This window comes from Microbacterium songi (genome assembly GCF_042747925.1).
Classification (GTDB): Bacteria; Actinomycetota; Actinomycetes; order Actinomycetales; family Microbacteriaceae; genus Microbacterium.
Map to the genome: position 1 here is coordinate 56,067 of NZ_JBHZIE010000005.1, position 21,444 is coordinate 77,510.

Below are 21,444 nucleotides of genomic sequence, written 5' to 3' on the forward strand. Positions count from 1 at the left end.
CATGACGCACGCGATCGTTCCCCCCTACCTGCTCGCACGCATCGCCTCCGTGCAGGAGCCGGCGATGGCCAAGGCCGCGCTGGCCGCCCGGGCGACGCTGGCCGCTCCCGGTCCGCACCGCGATGCTCCCCGCACGCGTGTGCGCCTCTCGATCGAAGAGCCGGGCACTCTCGTCGTCGAGTCGGCGCCCGCACCGGAGCGCACCGTCTTCGACGCGGAGAACGGCGAGGAGCTGCCCGGGACGAAGGTGCGCGGCGAAGACGACGGGCCCACGGGCGACGAGGCCGTCGACGAGGCCTTCGATGGTCTCGGCAAGACCTTCGACTTCTACTGGGCGGCGTACGAGCGCAACGGCATCGACGGCAGCGGGGCCGCGCTGCTCGCCACCGTGCACTATGGGAGCGACTATGACAACGCCTTCTGGAACGGTGAGCAGATGGTGTTCGGCGATGGCGACGGCGAGGTCTTCACGGGCTTCACCAACTCGCTGACGGTCATCGCGCACGAGCTCACCCACGGCGTCACCGAGAACGAGGGCGGTCTCGAGTACCAGGGTCAGTCCGGCGCCCTCAACGAATCGCTGTCCGACGTCTTCGGCGTGCTCGTGGAGCAGTACGCCCTGTCCCAGACCGCCGATGAGGCCAGCTGGCTTATCGGCGAGGGCATCTTCACCGACGCCGTCCAGGGCGACGCGCTGCGCTCGCTCAAGGCCCCGGGGACGGCCTATGACGATGACGTCCTGGGGAAAGATCCTCAGCCCGCCCACATGGACGACTATGTGCAGACGACCGACGACAACGGCGGCGTGCACATCAATTCGGGCATCCCCAACCACGCCTTCTACCTGGCGGCGACGACTCTCGGAGGCAACGCATGGGAGCGGGCGGGCCTGGTCTGGTACCGCACCCTCACGGGCGACCTCTCCCCCACCGCCGACTTCGACGCGTTCGCCGCCGCCACGGTGGCAGCCGCGACCGAGGAGTACGGTGAGAGCTCGGAGGTCGTCGATGCGATCCGCGCCGGGTGGGTCGGAGTCGGCGTGATGGAGGATGACACCAGCGCATGACATGACGGATGCCGCGGCATCCGCCCCCTCGTCGGACGACGACGCATCGGGGTCGTCCCCCGCTGCGCCGCTCGATGTCGTCGTGATCGTCGTACGCACCGGCGGGATCGCAGGACTTCGCCGGGAATGGCGGGCAGAACCGCCGGCTACCGCCGAACCTCGATGGATCGCCCTGATCGAGAGCTGCCCCTGGGACGACGAGGTGGATGCCGCGGAGGGGGCGGACCGGTACACCTGGCATATCCACGTCCAGTACGGGCCCCTGCAGCGGGACGCCGAACTGCCGGAGCAGGCGGTGAAAGGCCCGTGGCGGCAACTCGTAGACGGGGTGCGCGACCTGACGCCTCCCCCGTCCGCGCGGTCGTCCGCGCCCGGCCCTGCACCGTCGCCCGGCCCTGCACCGTCGCCCGGCCCCGCACCGCATCCACCCCTCCGTTGACCCCGCGTGTGCACGTTTCGCCGGTTCGCGGACAGAGGATCATGCGCAATGCGGACACGGCGATCCGACCGGGACCGTCACTCGCGGCGGAAGAGGCTTTTCTTCTTCGGCGGCTTCAGGTGCTTCTGCATCGAGATGGTGCCGAGCCAGCGCCCGAACTTGAAGCCGACGCGGCCCATCCGTCCCACTTCGACGAAGCCGAGCTTCTCATGCAGCGCGACCGACGCCTCCGCTCCCTTGTCGCTGATGACCGCGACCATCTCTCGGATCCCCGCCTCCTCCGAGGCGGTGATCAGTGCCTCGAGGAGAGCGCGACCGAGCCCTTTGCCCGCGGCCGCGTGGCCGAGATAGATCGAATTCTCCACGCTGAAGCGGTACGCCGACTTCGTCGACAGCGGGGCCACCAGCGCGTATCCGAGCACCGAACCGGCGGGTGACTCCGCGACGAGGAACGGCATGTTCAGCTTCTTGAGGTGATCGAACTTCTCGCGCCACTGGGCGAGGGTCCAGCGCTTCTCATCGAAGGTGACCACCGAGTTGGTCACGTAGTAGTTGTAGATTTCACGGATGTCGGGGATGTCGCGGAGCTCAGCCGCCCGGATGGTATAGGCGAACGGCGCTTCGGGCGCGGGACGTCTGCGCAGGTGGCGCGGCAACACGCGCGGTCTGTCGTATTCCTCCTCGAGCATGCCGAAATCCTACGCCGCGCAGCGTGGCCGCGACCTCATGCGGGCAGGCGCCAATCCACAGGCTCGGCACCCTGCTGCTCGAGCAGGGTGTTCGTGTGTGAGAACGGACGCGACCCGAAGAACCCGCGACTCGCCGACAGCGGCGAGGGATGGGCGGACTCGATGATCGGCGTGCCGCCCAGCAGGGGACGCAGGTTCGCCGCATCCCGCCCCCAGAGGATTGCGACGAGCGGCTGATCGCGCTCGGCGAGCGTTCGGATGGCGTGCTCCGTGACCTTCTCCCACCCCCACCCGCGATGAGACGCCGCAGCGCCCGGGGCGACCGTGAGCACCCTGTTCAACAGCATCACGCCCTGATCGGACCAGCCCGACAGGTCACCATGCGTCGCCGGGGGGACGCCGAGGTCATCGCTCAGCTCCCGGTAGATGTTCGCCAGGCTGCGCGGGAGCGGACGCACGTCGCGATCCACCGCGAAGGAGAGGCCGATCGGATGCCCCGGCGTGGGATAGGGATCCTGGCCCACGATAAGCACCTTCACGTCGGCGAGCGGACGCTGGAACGCCCGGAGCACGTTCTCCCCCGCGGGCAGATAACGGCGACCGGCGGCGACCTCGGCGCGGAGGCGCTCGCCGATCGCGGCGATGTCGGGCGCGACCGGCTCGAGAGCCTCGGCCCAGCCGGCATCCATCCGTCCGGACGCCGCCAGTTCGGTGAGCGTCATCGCCATCTCAGGCCCCGACGGCATCCTCGTCCCACACGGGACCCTGCCACGACCACGGGAAGTCGATCCAGAGGGACGTCTCCTTCCAGGCGTAATCGGGCATCGCGACCGACCCCGGTTTGGTGTAGATCGTCACCGAGCGCACCACCGCGCCGCAGCCCGTGAGCAGGTCGACCGCGAGCGCGAGCGTGCGCCCGCTGTCGGCGACGTCATCCACCAGCAGTACCCGTCGACCGTCGAGGTAGCTCAGATCCAGCGCGGGCGGAAGGACCTCCGGCGCATCGAGGACTTCACCGATGCCGGTGTAGAACTCCACGTTCAGCGCCCCGCAGTTCTTCGCACCGAGTGCGTAGGCGATCGCGCCCCCGGGGAGAAGACCGCCGCGGGCGATCGCGACGACGACCTCGGGCTCGAAGCCGTCGGCCACGATCTTGCGTGCCAGATCACGGGCCGCCTCCCCGAAGCCGTCCCAGGTCAGGGTCTCTCGTTCGTCGGTCACCGGCACTCCCTCTCGAAGCTGCGGAGTCCCGTCGCTCGGGTGAGCGCGGGCCAGATCTGGCGGATGGGGCTCACGCCGGTCGCGTGTCGGCGGTGCGCGGACGAAGCGGGCCGCGCGCGAGCAGATGCTGAGCGGACTGGGCGACCGGACGCATCGTGATGAGGTCGAGGTTGACATGGCCGGGGGCGTTCAGCGCGTAGACGATGACGTCCGCGACATCCCCCGCCACCAGCGGCTCGACCACACCGTCGTACACGCGCTCCGCCGCGTCGACATCGCCTCCGAGACGGTTCAGGGTGAACTCCTCCGTGTAGACCATCCCCGGAGCGACCTCGACGACGCGGATGGGTTCACCCCCGAGCTCCTGACGCAGCACGTGCGGGATCATCGCCTCGGCGGCTTTCGCGGCGTTGTAGCCGCCGCCGCCCGGGTAGGGGGTGAAGGCGGCGGTCGAGGTCACGAATACCGTGTCGGCGTGCCCGTCGACAGCCGAGGCCTCTCGCAGTTGAGGCAGCAGCGCCGCGAGCAGGCGCTGCGTCGCGAGCACGTTGACGTCGAACATCCACTGCCAGTCAGCCGCTGAGCCGTCTTCGATGCGATCGGTCCCGCGGGCGCCGCCCGCGACGCTGACGAGAGCGTGTACCGCTCCCGTCTCGGCGAGCCAGGACGTGAGGGCGTCGACGTCGGCCGGGACGGTGAGGTCGGCCGCGAACACGGCGGCACCGGTCTCCTGCTCGATCGCGGCGAGGCGGTCCGCCCGTCGGGCGACCCCCACCACGTCCCATCCCGCCGTCCGGAGCGCACGAACCGTGGCCTCTCCGATTCCCGAGCTCGCGCCCGTCACCACCGCTCGTCGTGTCATGTCTCCAGGCTACCCGCGGAGGTTACGTCACATTTCTCCGGCATTGTCGAGCGGATGCCGCATCCGTAGCCTTCTGCTCAGGCCGCGACGCCCGCTGCGCGGCCCTCACAGACCCAGGAGCACGACGATGTCCGCACCCGAGAACTGGCAGTTCGAGACCAAGCAGATCCATTCGGGCGCGCAGCCCGACCCGGTGACGAAGGCCCGGGCGACGCCGATCTATCAGACCACGTCCTACGTCTTCGACAACTCCGACCACGCGGCGAACCTCTTCGCCCTGGCCGAGTTCGGCAACATCTACACGCGCATCCAGAACCCCACGCAGGACGTCGTCGAGCAGCGCGTCGCCGCGCTCGAGGGCGGCACCGGCGCCCTCCTCGTCGCGAGCGGCCAGGCCGCCGAGACGTTCGCCGTGCTCAACATCGCGCAGGCGGGCGACCACATCGTCTCGTCGTCGTCGATCTACGGCGGCACCTACAATCTGTTCAAGTACACGCTGGCCAAGCTCGGCATCGAGACGACGTTCGTGGAGAACCAGGACGACGCCGCCGAATGGCGCGCCGCTGTCCGGCCGAACACCAAGCTCTTCTTCGCCGAGACGATCGGCAACCCGCAGATCAACGTGCTCGACATCCGGACCGTCGCCGACGTCGCACACGAGAACGGCGTGCCGCTGATCGTCGACAACACGATCGCGACACCGTACCTGATCAAGCCCTTCGAGCACGGTGCCGACATCATCGTGCACTCGGCGACGAAGTTCCTCGGTGGTCACGGAACGACAATCGGCGGCATCATCGTGGACGGCGGCACGTTCGCCTGGTCGCAGAACGTCGAGAAGTTCCCCGGACTCACCGAGCCCGACCCGAGCTATCACGGCGCGAGCTACACCACCGCCGTCGGAGACGGACTGGCGTACATCATCAAGGCGCGGGTGCAGCTGCTGCGCGACCTGGGCTCCGCCATCGCGCCGATCAGCGCGTGGCTGCTCATCCAGGGCATCGAGACGCTGTCCCTGCGCATCGAGCGCCACGTGCAGAACGCCCAGGAGATCGCGGAGTGGCTCGAGAACCACCCCGATGTCGCGTCGGTGAACTATTCGGGCCTGCCCACCAGCCCCTGGTATGCGAAGGCCAACGAGTACGCCCCCAAGGGCGTCGGCGCGGTGCTCTCGTTCGAGCTCAAGGGCGGAGTCGCGGCCGGGCGCGAGTTCGTCAACTCGCTCACACTGTTCAGCCACCTCGCGAACATCGGCGACGTCCGTTCGCTGGTGATCCACCCCGCATCGACCACCCACTCGCAGCTCACCCCCGAGCAGCAGCTGACGACCGGCGTCACCCCGGGCCTCGTGCGCCTGTCGGTCGGCCTCGAGAACGTCGAAGACCTCAAGGCCGATCTCGACCAGGCACTCGCGGCTGCCCGCCGCGTCGCCGAGGCTGCCCGCGCGTGACCGCTTCCTGATCGGACACGACGGATGCCTCGACCCCGCCGGGTCGAGGCATCCGTCGTTCGCCCTACCGAGGATCGTCCGCCGACGGGGGGTCGTCGCCCCTGAGGCCGGCCACTTCGGTGACGCGGAACGCGGTCGCCGCGAGCACGTAGAACACGATGTCTGCGGAGACCTTGCCGACCAGGAGCGCCCACGCCACCTGCGGGACGAAGTGCACCGCCAGCGTGAGGAACAGTGGTCTCAGCAGCAGGGTGTCGAGAAGCTCGGCGGGCCCGAACTCGAGGAGCATGAGCTTGAGCAACCGCAGCGCGAGGCGCACCCGCCCGAGGGCGGGGAAGCGGTGTCGCTGCTCACGCCAGACCCAGAGTCCTGCCACGAGGTAGAACCCGACGTTCTCGCCCTGCGCGCCGGCGAGGCCGACGACGACGGGAGGAGCGCCCAGCGCTGCCACGCCCAGACCGGCGACCAGCATCGTCGCCGTGCCGGCGAGTTCGGCCGGAAGGTAGCGGCGCACCCAGAAGAGCAGTCGTCGCAGCCGCGCTCGGCCTCGTTCGCGCGAGGACGCCTCGACGACGGGTGACGGCGGTGCCATACCCGCTCAGAGCGAACCCGACCGTGCGGTGATACGACGCAACCCCGGCCGCGTTCCCGGTCATGCCGCTCCTCGACGAGGGAGAACCGTGCTCCGAGGGCCATCCGGGGCCGTGCGTCGGATCAGCCGCGCATCTTGGGGCGCACGTGCGACAATCCGCCGTCGACGCCGAGCACTTGACCGGTGATCCAGTCGTTCGCGGGATCGAGCAGGAACACCACCGCACGGGCGACGTCGTCGGGCTCGCCCAGCCGGCCCAGGGCATGCATCGACTCCGAGATCTTGCGCGACCCCTCGGTCGCGGTGAGGTTCTCGGTCAGGGGGGTCATCGTGAGGCCGGGGGCCACCGCGTTGACGCGCAGGTTCTGCGAGGCGTAGGTCGCCGCCGACGACAGCGTGAGGCCGATCACGCCGGCCTTCGCGGCCGCGATGGCATCGTGATTCGCGAGGCCGGCGAGGGCTGCCGCCGAAGAAACCAGCACGACCGCGCCGCCTCCCCGCAGGTGCCGGCCGGCCGCCCGCACCGTGGCGAACGCCGTTGTCAGCGATGCCGCGATGACACTGTCGTACTGCTCGCGAGACGTCAGATGCGCGGGTTTGAGCACCATCGACCCCGCGAAGGCGGCGATGCCGTCGAGCGGACCCGCCCCTGCCACCGCCGCGTCGACCGCGTCGAAGTCGGTGGCGTCCAGCACGAGATCGGGGTCGATCTTCGTCGCGTCGCGCGCCGTCGTCACCAGCTCATGGCCGGCCGAGCGCAGCTGCGCCGCAGTCGCCTGACCGATACCGCTGGATGCCGCGATGAGCAGATAGCGTGCCATCGATCCTCCTTCGTCAGACCTATTCTGGGGCCCCGTCGACGAGGAGGCTCCGGCGAGGTCGTAACACGTCGCAGGCAGCCCGCCGGGCACGCGAGAATGAGCACATGGACTGGCAGACCTCGGAAGACACGGTGCCCTCGGCGCCCGTGACCGAGGCCGATGCGCGCCAGCTGCTCGGTCGCCCGCCCGTCACCGGGGCCTGGCAGGACGGCGACCCGGTCGGCGATCGGCTCTTCGCCGCGTTCGGCGCATTCCGCACCGAGGGCGGCCGCGAGCTCCCCGGTCTGCGGCTTGCATACGAGTCGTGGGGCGAGCTCAACGCCGCACGGGACAACGCCGTCCTGGTGCTGCACGCCCTCACGGGGGACAGCCACGTGAGAGGCCCGGCGGGGCCGGGGCATCCGACCGCGGGCTGGTGGGACGACATCGTCGGGCCCGGTGCGGCGATCGACACCGACCGCTGGTTCGTGGTCGCGCCCAACATGCTGGGCGGATGCCAGGGCTCGACCGGGCCCGCCAGCATCGCTCCGAGCGGCTACGAGTGGGCCGGTCGGTTCCCCTACCTGACGATCCGCGACCAGGTCTCCGCGCAGCGGCTCCTGGCCGACGCCCTCGGGGTCGATGTGTGGGCTGCGGTCATCGGCGGCTCGATGGGTGGCATGCACGCGCTCGAGTGGGCCGTGGGTCTTCCTGATCGGGTGCGTCGCGTCGGTGTCCTGTCGGCGCCGCCGGTCAACACGGCCGACCAGATCGCGCTCAACTCCGTGCAGCTGGAGGCCATCCACATCGACCCCCGGTTCCAAGGCGGCGAGTACTACGACGCCGGGCACGGCGAAGGACCTCACCGCGGACTCGCCCTCGCGAGGCGCATGGCGCTGCTGAACTACCGCAGCCCGACCGAGCTCAATCAGCGGTTCCAGAGGTCGTGGCAGTCGGGCCTGAGTCCCCTCGGGCACGGCGGACGCTTCGCCGTCGCCTCATACCTCGATTTCCACGGCAACAAATTCACACGGCGGTTCGACGCGAATTCGTACATCACGCTGGTCGAGGCGATGAACTCCCACGACGTGGGGCGTGACCGTGGCGGCGTGGAGGAGGCGCTTCAACGGGTCACCGCGACAGCTCTCGTGCTCGGCATCGACAGCGACAGGCTCTTCCCCATCGACGGCCAGCATCGGATCGCCCGCAGCATCCCCCGCACGATCGACGGTGACCGCGCGGTCGTCCTGGCCAGCGACTTCGGCCATGACGGCTTCCTGATCGAGACGCAGGCCGTCGGCAGCCACCTGCGGCGGCTGCTGGATTCCTGACTCCTACGCCGCGACGAGCGCGTGCGCGTCCGTGCGCGCCTGCAGCCGGAAGCTCACGGCGGCGACCGCGAACCCGGCCAGGGCGAGGGCGACACCCACCCACGGCGGCGCGACGAAACCCCACCCGATCGCGATGACCGTCCCACCCAGGAAAGCCCCCAGGCTGTTCCCGATGTTGAGTGACGAGTGGTTCAGAGCCGCGGCGATCGACTGATTGTCGCCCGCGACGTCCATCAAACGCGTCTGTATCGCGGGACTCAGCGCCGCCGACACCAGGCCGGTCGCGAAGACGAAGAAGCCGACCGCGACGATCCACTGCGACGTCACGGCGAGCAGCGCCAGCACGAGCGCGAGAAGCAGCAGGCCGCCCAGCATCGTCCTGCGCAGATCGACGTCGGCGAGATGACCTCCGACGAGGTTGCCCACCGTCATGCCGAGGCCCATCACGACCAGGATGATCGGCACCACCCACTCGGGCGATCCGGCGACCTCCGTGATCATCGGCGCGACGTAGCTGTACACGGCGAAGAACCCGCCGAACCCGATGGCGCCGATTCCGAGCGTCAACCAGACCTGTCCGATGCGGAACACCTTCAGCTCGGCCCGGAGGGTACGGCCCGCGTCTCCCGGGTGCTTCGGCACGAAGGCGGCGATGGACGCGGTGGCAAGGGCGAAGATCGCGGCGACGATCACGAAGGCGAGGCGCCAGCCGTACTGCTGGCCGAGGAACGTGCCGATGGGAACCCCGACGACGTTCGCGATCGTGAGCCCCATCAGCACGAACGCGACGCCCTTCGCGCGGTTGCCCGGTCCGAGGACGTCGGCGGCGACGAGCGCCCCGATGCCGAAGTACGCGCCGTGAGGAAGTCCCGCCAGCAGCCGCGACAGAGCCACCCACTCGAACGTGGGGGCAAGGAAGGTCAGGGCGTTGAAGACGGTGAGGGCGAGAGCCAGGCTGATCATCACGGTGTGCCGCGGATAACGCGCGACCGCCGCGGCGATCGTGGGTGCGCCGATGACGACGCCGAGTGCGTAGAGACTGATCAGCCAGCCCGCCTGCGCGATCGCGTCGGCCGAGTCGACCGCGGAGGCCGCGGGCAGGAGATCGCGGGCGATGTCGGGGAGCAGCCCCATGGTCACGAACTCGGTCATGCCGATTCCGAAGCTGCCGATGGCGAGGGAGAGGAGCGCCCACATCGCCGCACCCCTCGAGAGTGTCGAGGAGGTCACGTGATCATGCTACCCGCGGGCGGAGGTGCTCAGCGAATCGATTCGAGCGGATGCGGACATGCCGGGTGAGGAGCCTGAGAGGGTCAGTCCTCGCCGACCACGTCGTCGCCGATCGCCGCTTCGCGCCGAGCGATCTTCGCGTCGATCTCACCGGTGAAGCCCGGGCGGATGTCGGCCTTCAACACCAGCGACACACGCGACCCGAACGGCAGGACCGCCTCGGTCGCGCCCTTCACGACCGCCATCACCTCGTCCCACTCGCCTTCGATCTCGGTGAACATCGACGTCGTGCGGTGCGGGAGCCCGGAGTCGCGCACGACCCGCACGGCCGCCGCGACGGCGTCGTGCACAGACCCGTCGGCGCGACCGGTGCCGCTGGGTGCGACCGAGAAGGCGATCAGCATCTCTCAGCCCGCAATCGCGACGGCGTCGGCACGGGCGAGCGCGGGTGTCGAGGTTCGGGTCCTCACACGCGTGAGCTTGGCGATCGACCACACGAACAGAACGGCGACGAGGGCGTTGCGCGCGGTCAGCAGCAGGGCGACGAACGCGTCGGGCGTATCTCCGAGAAGCCAGTTGTAGAAGATCGGGTACAGCAGCTGCGTGAGTGCGGCGATGGCCAGGCCGAGGACGGCCGGCTTCCACCAGTGGTGCCGATCGAACACGAGACCGATCGCGAGGGGCACGGCGATCCACGCCAGGTACTGGGGCGAGCCCACCTTGTTGAACAGGATGAACGCGGTGACGAGACTGAGCGACAGCGCAGGGAAGAGCGAGAGGTAGCTTGCCCCGCGCCACACCTTGAGCGCGCCGAGTGCCGCCACCGATCCGATGGCGATCACCAGGATGGGCGTCATGACCGCGATGAGCGGATCGACGTTCGGGCCAGTCAGCTGGAAGGTGAGCAGCTTCGGGCTGTAGTACACGTACGAGCCGGGAATGTTGAAGACCGCCCGCCACAGGTAGAAGGCGCCGACGGGGGCTTCGAGCTGGATACCGCGGTCGGTCTGCTCGGTGACGAAACCGAGGGCGTACTTCCCGCCGCCCAGGACGATCACGGCGCCGAGCGTCACCGCCGACACCAGGATCGCGCTGCCGACGACCGCGAAGCGCCGCCGCATCACGATCACCGCCGCGAGCAGGATCGCCGCCGGCCACACCTTGATCCAGGTCGCGACGGCCAGCAGCATCGACCCGATCCACGGGCGGCCCGCCAGCCAGAGACACCCCATGATCGCCAGCGGCACCGTCACGCCATCCAGGCGATACATGCCCACGGGGCCGAGCAGCGCGATGAACGCCAGCCAGAACCAGGCGGAGACGTTGCGGCCGGTCGAGCGACCACGGCCGACCAGGACGGCGAACGCCGCGGCGTCGATCAGCGTGATGAGGATGGCCCAGGCGGGGATGTACCCGACCGCCCACGCGAACGCCCATGCGAGCGCCATCGGGATGAAGGCCAGCTGCGGGTACACCCAGGGCTCGGTGATCCCCACGATCTGGTGACCGCCGGTGCCGCAGTACGCGTACGTGCCGAAGAGCGCGCATCCCGACCAGGGTTCGTAGACGTTCGGGACGTCGCCCATCGGGAGATTGGGGAGGACGAAACCGAGAACGGCGACGCCGATGTGCACGGCCCCGAAGGCTATCCAGAGGGCGGCACGTTTCGACACGCTGCCGAGTCTAGACGGGTCGACATTTCCGGCTCATGGGAGGAACCTGTGTGAGACGCGTTCCATCCGCGGGCCGCGCTCCGTCAGTCCGCCGCCAGTGTCCAGGCCACGACGGACGCCAGAGCATCCGCGACATCGAGCGCGGTGATCGGTCCGCCGAACACCTCATCGCCGCCGCCGGTGACGTTCCGTGCGAACGCGACGTCGCCGGGAGAGCGGTCCGCCGCCGTCAGCGCTGCGCGGCGTGCGGCACAGCCGTGCAGCCATGCGCCCGTGGCGGCGACCGCACCGAGCTGCTCCAGATCACCGCCGCGCTCTTCGTCGAGGTGGGCGCCCGCGAGCACTGCGCCGATCGTGCCACCCAGCACATCACCCGTCCCCGCGGTGGCGAGCCAGGGTGTCCCGGTGTGCACGAGCCGCACCCTGCCGCCCGGCGTGGCCACGATCGTCGAGGCACCCTTGAGGAGCACGACCGCCTCGAGAGCGCGCGCGGTCTGCAGAGCGGATGCCGCACGCGCACGCTCGTCGGCGCCCTCGGGCAGTGCGTCGAGCCCCAGGCCCTCGCGCAGGCGGGCGTGCTCACGATCGTGGGGCGTCAGGATCCGAGGTGCGGCAGCCCCGACAGCCAGATCCAGCGCCCCGGCGTCGACCACCACGGGGACCGCCCCCGCGAGGATGTCGCGCAGGGTCTGCGTCTCGACGTCGCTGCGGTCCGCGGCATCCGTTCCCGACCCGATCAGCCACGCCTGCACCCTGCCGTCGGCACTCACCGTCTCGGGCCGACGCTGCAGGATCAGGGAGGTCGGGCGCTCGTCCCCGAGGTAGCGCACCATACCCAGACCGGTGCGCCACGCGGCTTCGACGCCGAGGACGGCGGCGCCGGGGTAACGCTGCGACCCCGTACGCACGCCCAGCACGCCCCGGGAATACTTGTCATCCGTGGCCGTTGGCCTTCGAAGCACAGCGCGCGCGTCGGCGCGCGACCACTCCGTCATCTCGACCATGGCGACACCCTACCCCGGCCCCGGAGCACCCTCATGAGCATCCTCTTCTCCCCCTTGACCGTGCGCGACGTCACGACGCGCAACCGCCTCTGGGTCGCGCCGATGTGCCAGTACAGCGCGGTGGACGGCGTGCCGCAGGAGTGGCACCACACGCATCTGGCGCAGTTCGCGTCCGGTGGCGCCGGCCTCGTCGTCGCCGAGGCGACCGCCGTGTCGCCCGAGGGACGCATCTCGCCGGAAGACGTCGGCATCTGGAACGACGAGCAGCGGCGGGCATGGGAACCGATCACCGCCGCCGTCCGCTCCCGCGGTGCCGTCGCGGGTGTGCAGCTCGCGCACGCCGGACGCAAGGCGTCGACCTGGTCGCCGTTCGCGGGCGGTTCCGGTTCGGTGCCCGCGTCGGACGGCGGCTGGGAGGCCCTTGCCCCGTCCGCCCTCGCCTACGAGGGGTATGCGACACCGCGTGCCCTCGACACCGCCGGCATCGACGCCGTCGTGGCGGATTTCGCGGCCGCCGCAGCACGGTCGATCGACGCGGGGTTCCAGGTGCTCGAGATCCACGCTGCGCACGGCTACCTCCTGCACGAGTTCCTCTCCCCGCTCTCGAACGAGCGCACCGACGAATACGGAGGGTCGCTCGAGAATCGCGCGCGGCTGCTGCTGCGCGTCGTGGGCGCCGTGCGGGATGCCGCGCCCCGCGCGCCCCTCTTCGTCCGGTTCTCGGCGACGGACTGGGCGGACGGCGGGTTGGACGTCGATGAGACGGCGACGGTGGCCCGCTGGGCGGCCGATGCCGGCGCCGACCTCTTCGACATCTCCAGCGGTGGCCTCGTCGCACACCAGCGGATCACTCCTGCGCCCGGCTACCAGGTCGGCCTCGCCGACCACGTGCGCCGCGAGGCGGGCGTTCCGGTCAACGCCGTCGGCCTCATCTACGACGCGGCGCAGGCCGAGCAGATCCTTCAGGACGGTGAGGCGGACGCCATCATGGCCGGGCGCGAGTGGCTGCGCGACCCGCATTTCGCACTGCGCGCCGCGGGCGAGCTCGGCGAGGAGATCTCCTACTGGCCGAAGCAGTACGTCCGGGCCCGTCGCCGGCTCGCGTAGAGTCCGGGTCAGCGCCCGCGACGCGTCGCGTCCTGCACCTCGCCCACGAGCTCCTCGATGATGTCCTCCAGGAACAGGACCGCGGTGGTGTTCCCGTCCGCATCGCGCACCTGGGCCAGATGTCGGCCGGCACGCCGCATCAGCGCCAGCGCGTCCTCGAGATCGGTCGCCTCGGTCACCGGCACCATGTGATGGATGCGCTTGGCCGGGATCGGAGTCGCGACGTCGGTCGCGGAATCCGGCCCCTCCGCCGCCCGCAGGATGTCCTTCAGGTGCACGTACCCCTGCGGGACTCCCTCCGCGTCGACGATGACGTAACGCGAGAACCCGTGCGTCGCGACCGCGCGCTCGATCTCGGCGGGCGTCGTCTGCTCGGGGAGCGTGACCAGATCAGCCAGAGGGACCGCGATGTCGGTCGCCTTCTTGTCGGTGAACTCCAGCGCCGCCGCCAGCGTGCCCGAGGAATCGTCGAGGACTCCCTCGATGCGGGACTGGTTGACGATCGTGGTGACCTCCTCGATCGTGAACGTCGACGCCGCCTCGTCTTTGGGCTCGACGCCGAAGAGCCGCAGCGCGTGATTCGCGATCCAGTTGAGGGTGACGATCACGGGGTGGAAGACCTTCGACACCCACACGAGCGGGGTGGCGAGCATCAGGACCGCGCGGTCGGGCACGGAGAACGCGAGGTTCTTGGGCACCATCTCGCCGAACACGACGTGCAGGTAGGAGACGAGCAGCAGGGTGACGATGAACGCGATGATGTCGACGGTCGCCTCCGCCCACCCGGTGAGCCCGAGCGGCCCGGCCAGGAGGTGGTGGATGGCGGGTTCGGAGACGTTCAGGATCAGCAGCGAGCAGATCGTGATGCCCAGCTGGCTGGTCGCGAGCATCAGCGTCGCGTGCTCCATCGCATAGAGGGCCGTCTTGGCCGAGCGGGAACCACGTTCGGCGGCGGGCTCGATCTGCGAGCGGCGTGCCGAGATGACCGCGAACTCCGCGCCGACGAAGAACGCGTTGAAGGCCAGCAGGACGACCAGCCAGACGATTCCCGCCCAGTCACTCATCGAAGCCCCCCTTCTGCGCGATCGCCGCTTCCATGGCGGCATCCGTCGCGACCGGCGTGAACTTCACGCGCTCCACCCGGCGGCCCTTCATGCGGTGCACGGTGAGCGTGCCGTCTTCGATCTGGACGGTGTCGCCGACGGCGGGGATGCGCTCGAGCACGCTCATGAGGTATCCGCCGACGGTGTCGTAGACATCGCCGTCGGGCACGCGGATGCCGGTGCGGTCGAGGATCTCGTCGGGGCGCAGGTCGCCGGGAAGGGTCAGGGAGCCCTCGCCGCGCACGATGCCGGCGCGGCGCCGGTCGTGCTCGTCGAGCACTTCGCCGACGATCTCCTCGACGAGGTCTTCGAGGGTGACCACGCCGGCGGTGCCACCGTACTCGTCGACGACGATCGCCATCTGGTAGCCGCGGGCACGCAGCTCAGCCATGAGGGTGTCGAGGTGCACGGCTTCGGGGACGCGCAGGGGCTCCGTCGCGAGGGCCGCGGCCGGGACGTCGGCCCGGCGGCCGCGCGGCACACTGACGGCGGCCTTGAGGTGCACGATGCCGACGATGTCGTCCATCGAGTCGTCATAGACCGGGAAGCGGCTGTGCCCCGTGCGTCGCGCGAGCTGGATGACGTCGTCGGCGCTGTCGTCGGCGGCGAGCGCGTGCACGCTCGGACGCGGCGTCATGACATCGGCGGCGCTCAGCCGCGCGAACGTCAGACTGCGGTCGAGAAGCGTCGCGGTGTCCTCTTCGAGCACACCGGCACTCGCCGACCGGCGCACGAGGCTCGACAGCTCCTCGGCGGTGCGTGCACCGGAGAGCTCTTCTTTCGGCTCGATGCCCATCGATCGCAGCACACCGTTGGCGCTCCCGTTGAGCACGATGATGGCCGGCTTGAAGACCATCGTGAACGCCACCTGGAACGGCATCACGAGCTTCGCGGTCTGGCGGGGCAGGGCGAGCGCGAAGTTCTTCGGAACCAGCTCGCCGAGGATCATCGAGAGCACCGTCGCCACCGAGACGCCGATCACCACCGCGAGGGGTGAGACGAGTCCGTCGGGCAGTCTCCACGCGGCGAACACCGGTCGGAGCAGGTTCGAGATGGCCGGCTCCATCGTGTAACCGGTGAGCAGCGTCGTGAGGGTGATGCCCAGCTGCGCGCTCGACAGATGCGTCGACGTGATCTTGAGGGCGCCGATGGTGGTCGCCAGTCGCGACTCGCCTCGGGCCTGACGCGCCTCGAGGTCGGCTCGGTCGAGGTTGACGAGGGAGAACTCGCTCGCCACGAACAACCCGGTGCCGATGATCAGCAGGAGCCCCACGCCCAGCATGACGTAGTCCATCACGCGTCACCCCCTCTGGCGGGGGTGGGTCGGTGGGGCCACGGTCTGCTACTGGGAGGGTCGTCCATCGTGTCGTCGAGTCTACGGCAGGGCCGCTGAGTGCCGACCGGTCGGACGGAGTCCTCCGGCGGATCCCCCGCGGGCGCTACCAGCTGACGGGCAGCGCCTTGCCCTCGTCGTAGCCGGCAGCGGATTGGAGACCGACCCGGGCGCGATCGTGGAACTCGGCGATGTTCGACGCCCCGGCGTAGGTGAACGAGGACCGCACGCCCGACGTGATCATGTCGAGCAGGTCCTCGAGCCCGGGACGCAGGGGGTCGAGGTAGATCTTCGACGACGAGATCCCCTCCGCGAACAGCTCCTTGCGCGCCAGCTCGTACGGATCGAGCCGGCCGAACCGGTCGTGCACGGCCTTCGTCGAGGCCATCCCCCACGATTCCTTGTAGACGCGCCCGTTCGCGTCCGTCTGCAGCTCGCCGGGCGCTTCGATCGTGCCGGCGAACCACGAGCCGATCATGACTGATGCCGCGCCCGCCGCGAGCGCGAGTGCGACGTCGCGGGGGTAGCGCACACCACCGTCCGCCCACACGTGCGCGCCCATGATCCGGGCGGCCTCGGCCGTTTCCAGCACTGCGGAGAACTGGGGTCGCCCGACGGCGGTCATCATGCGCGTCGTGCACATCGCGCCCGGACCGACGCCGACCTTCAGGATGTCGGCGCCCGCGGCAACCAGATCGTGCACGCCCTCCGCGGTGACGATGTTGCCCGCCGCGATCGGGATTCCCAGGTCGAGCTCCGAGACGGCGCGCAGGGCCCGCAGCATGCCCTCCTGATGGCCGTGTGCGGTGTCGAGCACGAGAACGTCGACACCCGCGGAGGCGAGCGCGCGCGCTTTGGACTGCACATCGCCGTTGATACCGACCGCCGCGGCCACGATCAGTCGTCCCGACGCGTCGACGGCGGGACGGTACAGCGTCGTGCGCAGAGCGCTCTTGCGCGAGAGCGTGCCGATCACGAACCCGTGGTGCAGCACGCACACCGTCTCCGCTTCGGTGGCGACGATCAGATCGAACGCGTGGCGGGCATCCGTGACGTCGTCGGCGTCGATCGAGACCGTCCGACCACGGGCCAGATCGCCGAGCCGGGCGTCAGGCAGTGCGGTGCCGAGCCGCTGCGCCGACACCACACCCCGCACGGCGGAGATCGGCAGGCCCCCGTCGACCCCGTGCGCGTCGTCGGCGACCACGATGCCATGACCGTCCGTCACGGGCAGCAGACGCGTGGCATCCTCCACCGTGGCTTCCGGCGGGAGGACGAGGGGCGTGTCCCACGGCACCGGCTGCGCCTTCACCCAGCGGATGGCCGCGTCGAGTTCCTGCAAAGGCATGTCCTGGGGGAGCACACCCAGCCCGCCGCGCCTCGCCAGCGTCGCCGCCAGGCGGGGTCCGGTCACGGAGTTCATGTTTGCGGATACGACCGGAATCCGCGCCGTGGTGCCGTCGCCCGGTGAGAGGTCGACGTCCAGCCTGCTCGTCACCTCGGACCGTCGGGGGACGAGGAACACATCCGAGTAGGTCAGATCGAGGTCGGGCTGGTCTCCGTAGAACTCCATTCTGTCAAGGGTAGTGATTCTTGCGACGCGGATAATGATGCCAAATCGTGCGACGCCGGGGGTGGTCCCGCCGGAGAGGGACCGGGCAGACTGGGTTACGCTTAACAATCGTGTTCACGGGCCCGGAAAGTCGCGTGTGACACTCCACATACTTCACTGATGAGAGCAGGCGATTCTGCGTGTCGAGCCAGGTGACGGGCGTCGGAACTTCGAGCGAGGGAGAGTTCGGGGCCAACGAATGGCTGGTCGATGAGCTTTACGAGCAGTTCACGGCCGACAAGAACTCCGTCGACAAGGCCTGGTGGCCGATCCTCGAGGCTTACCATCCGGTGGACGTGAGCGATGAGGCGGACACACCCGCCTCCGCGAGCAGCCCCGCCGCCGAGGCCCCGACGGCGCCGTCGCCGGCTCCTGAGCCCGCAGCCGCAGCGACCTCCGCAGCCGCTCCATCCACGGCGTCCGAGCCCCGCCCGGTCACCGCGCCGGTCCCGGTCATCGGTTCTCAGCCGGTCGCCCGGACCACCACCAAGCCCGCCGCGCGCCAGCCGATCCCCGCGCAGGCTCCGACGACCCCGAGCTCCTCCCCCAAGGAGAGCAGCGAAGAGGACGTCGTGACCCCGCTGCGCGGGATGACCAAGACACTGGCAGCCAACATGGACCAGTCGCTGACCGTGCCCACCGCGACCAGCGTCCGCACGGTCCCGGCCAAGCTGATGATCGACAACCGGATCGTCATCAACAACCACATGTCGCGCACGCGCGGCGGCAAGGTCAGCTTCACCCATCTCATCGGGTGGGCGCTGATCCAGGCGTTGAAGGAATCGCCCAGCCAGAACGTGTTCTACGCCGAGATCGACGGCAAGCCGTCGGTCGTCGCGCCCGCGCACATCAATCTCGGCATCGCGATCGACCTCCCCAAGCCCGACGGCTCGCGGGCGCTCATGGTGCCGAGCATCAAGCGCGCCGACACCTTGACGTTCGACGAATTCCTCACCTCCTACGAAGACCTCGTCGTCCGCGCCCGCGCGAACAAGCTGACCGCCGCAGATTTCCAGGGCACGACGATCTCCCTCACCAACCCGGGCGGCATCGGCACCGTCCATTCCGTGCCGCGGCTGATGAAGGGTCAGGGGTGCATCGTCGGCGCCGGCGCTCTCGAGTATCCGGCCGAATTCCAGGGGTCGAGCGAGAAGACGCTCGTCGAGCTGGGCATCGGCAAGACGATCACGCTGACCAGCACCTACGACCACCGTGTCATCCAGGGTGCAGGCTCGGGCGAGTTCCTCAAGAAGGTGCACGAGCTGCTGATCGGGCAGCGCGGCTTCTACGACAACATCTTCGCCGCCATGCGCATCCCGTACGCTCCGATCCACTGGGCCTCCGACATCAACGTGGATCTCGCCGAGCGGATCGACAAGGCTGCGCGCGTGCAGGAGCTCATCAACTCGTTCCGTGTGCGCGGACACCTGATGGCCGACGTCGACCCGCTCGAATACAAGCAGCGCACCCACCCCGACCTCGAGATCGAAGAGCACGGGCTCACCTTCTGGGACCTCGACCGCGAGTTCGTCGTCGGCGGCTTCGGCGGCAAGCGTCAGATGAAGCTCCGTGACATCCTCGGCGTCCTGCGCGACTCCTACTGCCGCACCATCGGTCTGGAGTACATGCACATCCAGGACCCCGAGCAGCGCCGGTGGTTCCAGGAGAACGTCGAGGTCAAGTACCAGAAGCCCGGCCACGACGAGCAGCTGCGCATCCTCAGCAAGCTCAACGAGGGTGAAGCCTTCGAGACGTTCCTGCAGACGAAGTACGTCGGCCAGAAGCGCTTCAGCCTCGAGGGTGGCGAGTCGCTGATCCCCCTGCTCGACGAGATCCTGCAGGGCGCTGCCCAGGCGGGCATGGACGGCGCGGCCATCGGCATGGCCCACCGTGGTCGATTGAATGTGCTGACCAACATCGCCGGCAAGACCTACGGCCAGGTGTTCCGGGAGTTCGAGGGCTCCGTCGCCGTCGGGTCCAAGAGCGGCTCGGGCGATGTGAAGTACCACCTCGGCACGGAAGGCACCTTCGTGGACGACCGGGGCGACGAGCTTCCCGTCCTGATCGCCGCGAACCCCTCGCACCTCGAGACCGTCGACGGTGTGCTCGAGGGCATCGTCCGCGCCAAGCAGGACCGCAAGGCCATCGGCACCTTCTCCTGGCTGCCGATCCTCGTCCACGGCGACGCGGCCTTCGCCGGCCAGGGTGTCGTCGTCGAGACCCTGCAGATGTCGCAGCTCCGCGGGTACCGCACCGGCGGCACGATCCACGTGGTCGTCAACAACCAGGTGGGCTTCACCACGGTGCCGGGTGACGCCCGCTCGTCGGTGTACGCGACGGATGTCGCGAAGACCATCCAGGCCCCCGTCTTCCACGTGAACGGCGACGACCCCGAAGCCGTCGTGCGCGTCTCGCAGCTCGCCTTCGCCTACCGCGAGCGGTTCCACCGCGACGTCGTCATCGACCTCGTCTGCTACCGCCGTCGCGGACACAACGAGGGCGACGACCCGTCGATGACGCAGCCGCTGATGACCAACCTCATCGAGGCGAAGCGCTCAGTCCGTCGGCTCTACACGGAATCGCTGGTCGGTCGCGGCGACATCACCGAAGAGGAATACGAACAGGCCAAGCGCGATTTCCAGAACCGTCTCGAGATCGCCTTCGCGGAGACGCACGCGGCGGAGACCGGCACCACGAACGTCGTCGATGCGGATGCCGACGACGCCGAACCCGTCGCCGGTGAGCCCGAGTCCACCGGAGTGTCGCGCGACGTCATCCAGCTGATCGGCGACACGTTCGTCAACCAGCCCGAGGGCTTCACCGTGCACGCGAAGCTGAAGCAGCTTCTCGACAAGCGTCTCGACATGAGCCGCAACGGCGGGATCGACTGGGCCTTCGGCGAACTCCTCGCCTTCGGATCGGTTCTCCTGGAGGGCACCAACGTGCGCCTCGCCGGGCAGGACAGCCGACGGGGGACGTTCGTGCAGCGGCATTCCGTGCTGCACGACCGCAACAACGGCCAGGAATGGATCCCGCTGACCAACCTCAGCGAGAACCAGGGTCGCTTCTGGGTCTACGACTCCCTGCTCAGCGAGTACGCCGCCATGGGCTTCGAGTACGGCTATTCCGTGGAACGACCCGACGCGCTCGTGCTCTGGGAAGCGCAGTTCGGCGACTTCGCCAACGGTGCGCAATCCGTCATCGACGAGTACATCTCGGCCGCGGACCAGAAGTGGGGCCAGCAGTCGAGCGTCGTGCTCCTCCTCCCCCACGGCTTCGAGGGACAGGGTCCCGACCACTCGTCAGCGCGCATGGAGCGGTACCTGCAGATGTGCGCGCAGGACAACATGATCGTCGCGCGGCCCTCGACCCCGGCATCCTATTTCCACCTCCTTCGCCGTCAGGCGTACGCGCGTCCTCGTCGACCGCTGATCGTGTTCACGCCCAAGGCCATGCTGCGGCTGCGCGGAGCGACCAGCCCGGTCGAGGACTTCCTCGACGGGAAGTTCGAGCCGGTGATCGACGACGGTCGTGAGATGGACAAGTCAGCGGTGAAGCGCGTGCTGCTGCACGCCGGCAAGATCCACTGGGATCTGGCCGCGGAACTCGAGAAGAATCCGAATCCCGCGATCGCCCTCGTTCGCCTCGAGCAGTACTACCCCGCCCCGATCGCTGAGCTCAACGCGGTCATCGACAGTTATCCGGACGCCGAACTCATATGGGTGCAGGACGAGCCGGAGAACCAGGGCGCTTGGCCGTTCATCGCCCTGGAGGTCGTCAAGCACCTGCACGGTCGCACCATCCGCTGCGTATCCCGGACGGCCGCGGCGTCGCCCGCCACCGGCTCGCCCAAAGTGCACGCACGCGAGCACGCCGCCCTCATGGCCGCGTCGCTCACCATCTGAGTTCGCAGACCACGAACGACGGCCCCT

Annotated in this window: 19 protein-coding genes; 6 read left to right on the top strand and 13 right to left on the bottom strand. The window is 69.1% G+C overall.

What is annotated here, in order from left to right; translation table 11 throughout:
• Window position 1 precedes the first annotated feature (1 nt).
• Window positions 2-1,066: a M4 family metallopeptidase gene (locus tag ACFM35_RS08395; RefSeq protein WP_378840831.1), complete on the top strand. Its 1,065-nt coding sequence runs from the start codon at window positions 2-4 to the stop codon at window positions 1,064-1,066.
• On the top strand, window positions 1,050-1,505 hold the full coding sequence (locus ACFM35_RS08400; protein ID WP_378840833.1) for a protealysin inhibitor emfourin: 456 nt from the start codon (window positions 1,050-1,052) through the stop codon (window positions 1,503-1,505). Before ACFM35_RS08395 ends, ACFM35_RS08400 begins: the two co-directional genes overlap by 17 nt.
• Before the next feature lie 77 nt (window positions 1,506-1,582).
• Here ACFM35_RS08400 and ACFM35_RS08405 read toward each other — a convergent pair whose 3' ends face one another.
• The 4 genes from ACFM35_RS08405 to ACFM35_RS08420 all read right to left on the bottom strand — a co-directional run bounded on the left by ACFM35_RS08405 (window position 1,583) and on the right by ACFM35_RS08420 (window position 4,277).
• Window positions 1,583-2,194 carry a GNAT family N-acetyltransferase gene (locus ACFM35_RS08405; RefSeq protein WP_378840835.1) on the bottom strand — a complete coding sequence of 204 codons (612 nt, stop codon included), beginning with the start codon at window positions 2,192-2,194 and terminating at the stop codon, window positions 1,583-1,585.
• A gap of 35 nt (window positions 2,195-2,229) precedes the next feature.
• Window positions 2,230-2,922: a uracil-DNA glycosylase gene (locus tag ACFM35_RS08410; RefSeq protein WP_378840837.1), complete on the bottom strand. Its 693-nt coding sequence runs from the start codon at window positions 2,920-2,922 to the stop codon at window positions 2,230-2,232.
• Between the two features lies 1 nt (window position 2,923).
• Window positions 2,924-3,415, bottom strand: coding sequence for a phosphoribosyltransferase (locus ACFM35_RS08415; protein WP_378840840.1), 492 nt, complete (start codon window positions 3,413-3,415; stop codon window positions 2,924-2,926).
• 70 nt (window positions 3,416-3,485) lie between these two features.
• On the bottom strand, window positions 3,486-4,277 hold the full coding sequence (locus ACFM35_RS08420; protein WP_378840843.1) for an SDR family oxidoreductase: 792 nt from the start codon (window positions 4,275-4,277) through the stop codon (window positions 3,486-3,488).
• Between the two features lie 127 nt (window positions 4,278-4,404).
• Here ACFM35_RS08420 and ACFM35_RS08425 point away from each other — a divergent pair, with 127 nt between their 5' ends.
• Window positions 4,405-5,727 carry a bifunctional o-acetylhomoserine/o-acetylserine sulfhydrylase gene (locus ACFM35_RS08425; protein WP_378840846.1) on the top strand — a complete coding sequence of 441 codons (1,323 nt, stop codon included), beginning with the start codon at window positions 4,405-4,407 and terminating at the stop codon, window positions 5,725-5,727.
• 64 nt (window positions 5,728-5,791) lie between these two features.
• Here ACFM35_RS08425 and ACFM35_RS08430 read toward each other — a convergent pair whose 3' ends face one another.
• Together ACFM35_RS08430 and ACFM35_RS08435 are read right to left on the bottom strand one after the other, a co-directional pair.
• On the bottom strand, window positions 5,792-6,319 hold the full coding sequence (locus ACFM35_RS08430; RefSeq protein ID WP_378840848.1) for a hypothetical protein: 528 nt from the start codon (window positions 6,317-6,319) through the stop codon (window positions 5,792-5,794).
• A gap of 122 nt (window positions 6,320-6,441) precedes the next feature.
• Entirely contained in the window at window positions 6,442-7,140 is a 699-nt protein-coding gene (locus ACFM35_RS08435; protein WP_378840851.1) for an SDR family NAD(P)-dependent oxidoreductase, read from the bottom strand.
• A 104-nt stretch (window positions 7,141-7,244) separates the two neighbouring features.
• On the opposite strand from ACFM35_RS08435, the gene metX reads away from it, so the two are divergent.
• Window positions 7,245-8,450, top strand: a complete 1,206-nt coding sequence (gene metX / locus ACFM35_RS08440) for a homoserine O-acetyltransferase MetX (protein WP_378840854.1) — start codon at window positions 7,245-7,247, stop codon at window positions 8,448-8,450.
• Window positions 8,451-8,453: 3 nt separating this feature from the next.
• On the opposite strand, the gene ACFM35_RS08445 is transcribed toward metX, so the two are convergent.
• The 4 genes from ACFM35_RS08445 to ACFM35_RS08460 all read right to left on the bottom strand — a co-directional run bounded on the left by ACFM35_RS08445 (window position 8,454) and on the right by ACFM35_RS08460 (window position 12,357).
• Complete coding sequence (locus ACFM35_RS08445; RefSeq protein ID WP_378840965.1) at window positions 8,454-9,647, bottom strand: MFS transporter; 1,194 nt, start codon at window positions 9,645-9,647, stop codon at window positions 8,454-8,456.
• Between the two features lie 116 nt (window positions 9,648-9,763).
• Window positions 9,764-10,084, bottom strand: a complete 321-nt coding sequence (locus ACFM35_RS08450; protein ID WP_378840856.1) for a thiamine-binding protein — start codon at window positions 10,082-10,084, stop codon at window positions 9,764-9,766.
• Between the two features lie 3 nt (window positions 10,085-10,087).
• On the bottom strand, window positions 10,088-11,353 hold the full coding sequence (locus ACFM35_RS08455) for a hypothetical protein (RefSeq protein ID WP_378840859.1): 1,266 nt from the start codon (window positions 11,351-11,353) through the stop codon (window positions 10,088-10,090).
• Window positions 11,354-11,436: 83 nt separating this feature from the next.
• The gene (locus ACFM35_RS08460; RefSeq protein ID WP_378840861.1) at window positions 11,437-12,357 is read right to left on the bottom strand and encodes an ADP-dependent NAD(P)H-hydrate dehydratase; all 921 of its coding nucleotides are present in this window, start codon (window positions 12,355-12,357) and stop codon (window positions 11,437-11,439) included.
• Between the two features lie 33 nt (window positions 12,358-12,390).
• Here ACFM35_RS08460 and ACFM35_RS08465 point away from each other — a divergent pair, with 33 nt between their 5' ends.
• The gene (locus tag ACFM35_RS08465) at window positions 12,391-13,464 is read left to right on the top strand and encodes an NADH:flavin oxidoreductase/NADH oxidase (protein ID WP_378840864.1); all 1,074 of its coding nucleotides are present in this window, start codon (window positions 12,391-12,393) and stop codon (window positions 13,462-13,464) included.
• 8 nt (window positions 13,465-13,472) lie between these two features.
• On the opposite strand, the gene ACFM35_RS08470 is transcribed toward ACFM35_RS08465, so the two are convergent.
• From ACFM35_RS08470 to guaB1, 3 genes are all read right to left on the bottom strand, one after another.
• The gene (locus ACFM35_RS08470) at window positions 13,473-14,528 is read right to left on the bottom strand and encodes a hemolysin family protein (RefSeq protein WP_378840867.1); all 1,056 of its coding nucleotides are present in this window, start codon (window positions 14,526-14,528) and stop codon (window positions 13,473-13,475) included.
• Window positions 14,521-15,861 carry a hemolysin family protein gene (locus ACFM35_RS08475; RefSeq protein WP_378840967.1) on the bottom strand — a complete coding sequence of 447 codons (1,341 nt, stop codon included), beginning with the start codon at window positions 15,859-15,861 and terminating at the stop codon, window positions 14,521-14,523. Before ACFM35_RS08475 ends, ACFM35_RS08470 begins: the two co-directional genes overlap by 8 nt.
• 145 nt (window positions 15,862-16,006) lie before the next feature.
• Window positions 16,007-17,473 carry a GMP reductase gene (gene guaB1 / locus ACFM35_RS08480; protein WP_378840869.1) on the bottom strand — a complete coding sequence of 489 codons (1,467 nt, stop codon included), beginning with the start codon at window positions 17,471-17,473 and terminating at the stop codon, window positions 16,007-16,009.
• Between the two features lie 179 nt (window positions 17,474-17,652).
• Between guaB1 and ACFM35_RS08485 the strand changes: the two genes are divergently transcribed.
• A complete protein-coding gene (locus tag ACFM35_RS08485; protein WP_378840872.1) occupies window positions 17,653-21,417 on the top strand; it encodes a multifunctional oxoglutarate decarboxylase/oxoglutarate dehydrogenase thiamine pyrophosphate-binding subunit/dihydrolipoyllysine-residue succinyltransferase subunit in 3,765 nt (1,254 codons plus the stop codon).
• Window positions 21,418-21,444: the final 27 nt, after the last annotated feature.

Excerpts from the sequence above, each read along its gene's own strand:
- ACFM35_RS08395 (WP_378840831.1), top strand. The coding sequence starts at position 2 with ATGACGCACGCGATCGTTCCCCCCTACCTGCTCGCACGCATCGCCTCC.
- ACFM35_RS08400 (WP_378840833.1), top strand. The coding sequence starts at position 1,050 with ATGACACCAGCGCATGACATGACGGATGCCGCGGCATCCGCCCCCTCG.
- ACFM35_RS08405 (WP_378840835.1), bottom strand. The coding sequence starts at position 2,194 with ATGCTCGAGGAGGAATACGACAGACCGCGCGTGTTGCCGCGCCACCTG.
- ACFM35_RS08410 (WP_378840837.1), bottom strand. The coding sequence starts at position 2,922 with ATGGCGATGACGCTCACCGAACTGGCGGCGTCCGGACGGATGGATGCC.
- ACFM35_RS08420 (WP_378840843.1), bottom strand. The coding sequence starts at position 4,277 with ATGACACGACGAGCGGTGGTGACGGGCGCGAGCTCGGGAATCGGAGAG.
- ACFM35_RS08425 (WP_378840846.1), top strand. The coding sequence starts at position 4,405 with ATGTCCGCACCCGAGAACTGGCAGTTCGAGACCAAGCAGATCCATTCG.
- ACFM35_RS08430 (WP_378840848.1), bottom strand. The coding sequence starts at position 6,319 with ATGGCACCGCCGTCACCCGTCGTCGAGGCGTCCTCGCGCGAACGAGGC.
- ACFM35_RS08435 (WP_378840851.1), bottom strand. The coding sequence starts at position 7,140 with ATGGCACGCTATCTGCTCATCGCGGCATCCAGCGGTATCGGTCAGGCG.
- metX (WP_378840854.1), top strand. The coding sequence starts at position 7,245 with ATGGACTGGCAGACCTCGGAAGACACGGTGCCCTCGGCGCCCGTGACC.
- ACFM35_RS08445 (WP_378840965.1), bottom strand. The coding sequence starts at position 9,647 with ATGTGGGCGCTCCTCTCCCTCGCCATCGGCAGCTTCGGAATCGGCATG.
- ACFM35_RS08450 (WP_378840856.1), bottom strand. The coding sequence starts at position 10,084 with ATGCTGATCGCCTTCTCGGTCGCACCCAGCGGCACCGGTCGCGCCGAC.
- ACFM35_RS08460 (WP_378840861.1), bottom strand. The coding sequence starts at position 12,357 with ATGGTCGAGATGACGGAGTGGTCGCGCGCCGACGCGCGCGCTGTGCTT.
- ACFM35_RS08465 (WP_378840864.1), top strand. The coding sequence starts at position 12,391 with ATGAGCATCCTCTTCTCCCCCTTGACCGTGCGCGACGTCACGACGCGC.
- ACFM35_RS08470 (WP_378840867.1), bottom strand. The coding sequence starts at position 14,528 with ATGAGTGACTGGGCGGGAATCGTCTGGCTGGTCGTCCTGCTGGCCTTC.
- ACFM35_RS08475 (WP_378840967.1), bottom strand. The coding sequence starts at position 15,861 with ATGGACTACGTCATGCTGGGCGTGGGGCTCCTGCTGATCATCGGCACC.
- guaB1 (WP_378840869.1), bottom strand. The coding sequence starts at position 17,473 with ATGGAGTTCTACGGAGACCAGCCCGACCTCGATCTGACCTACTCGGAT.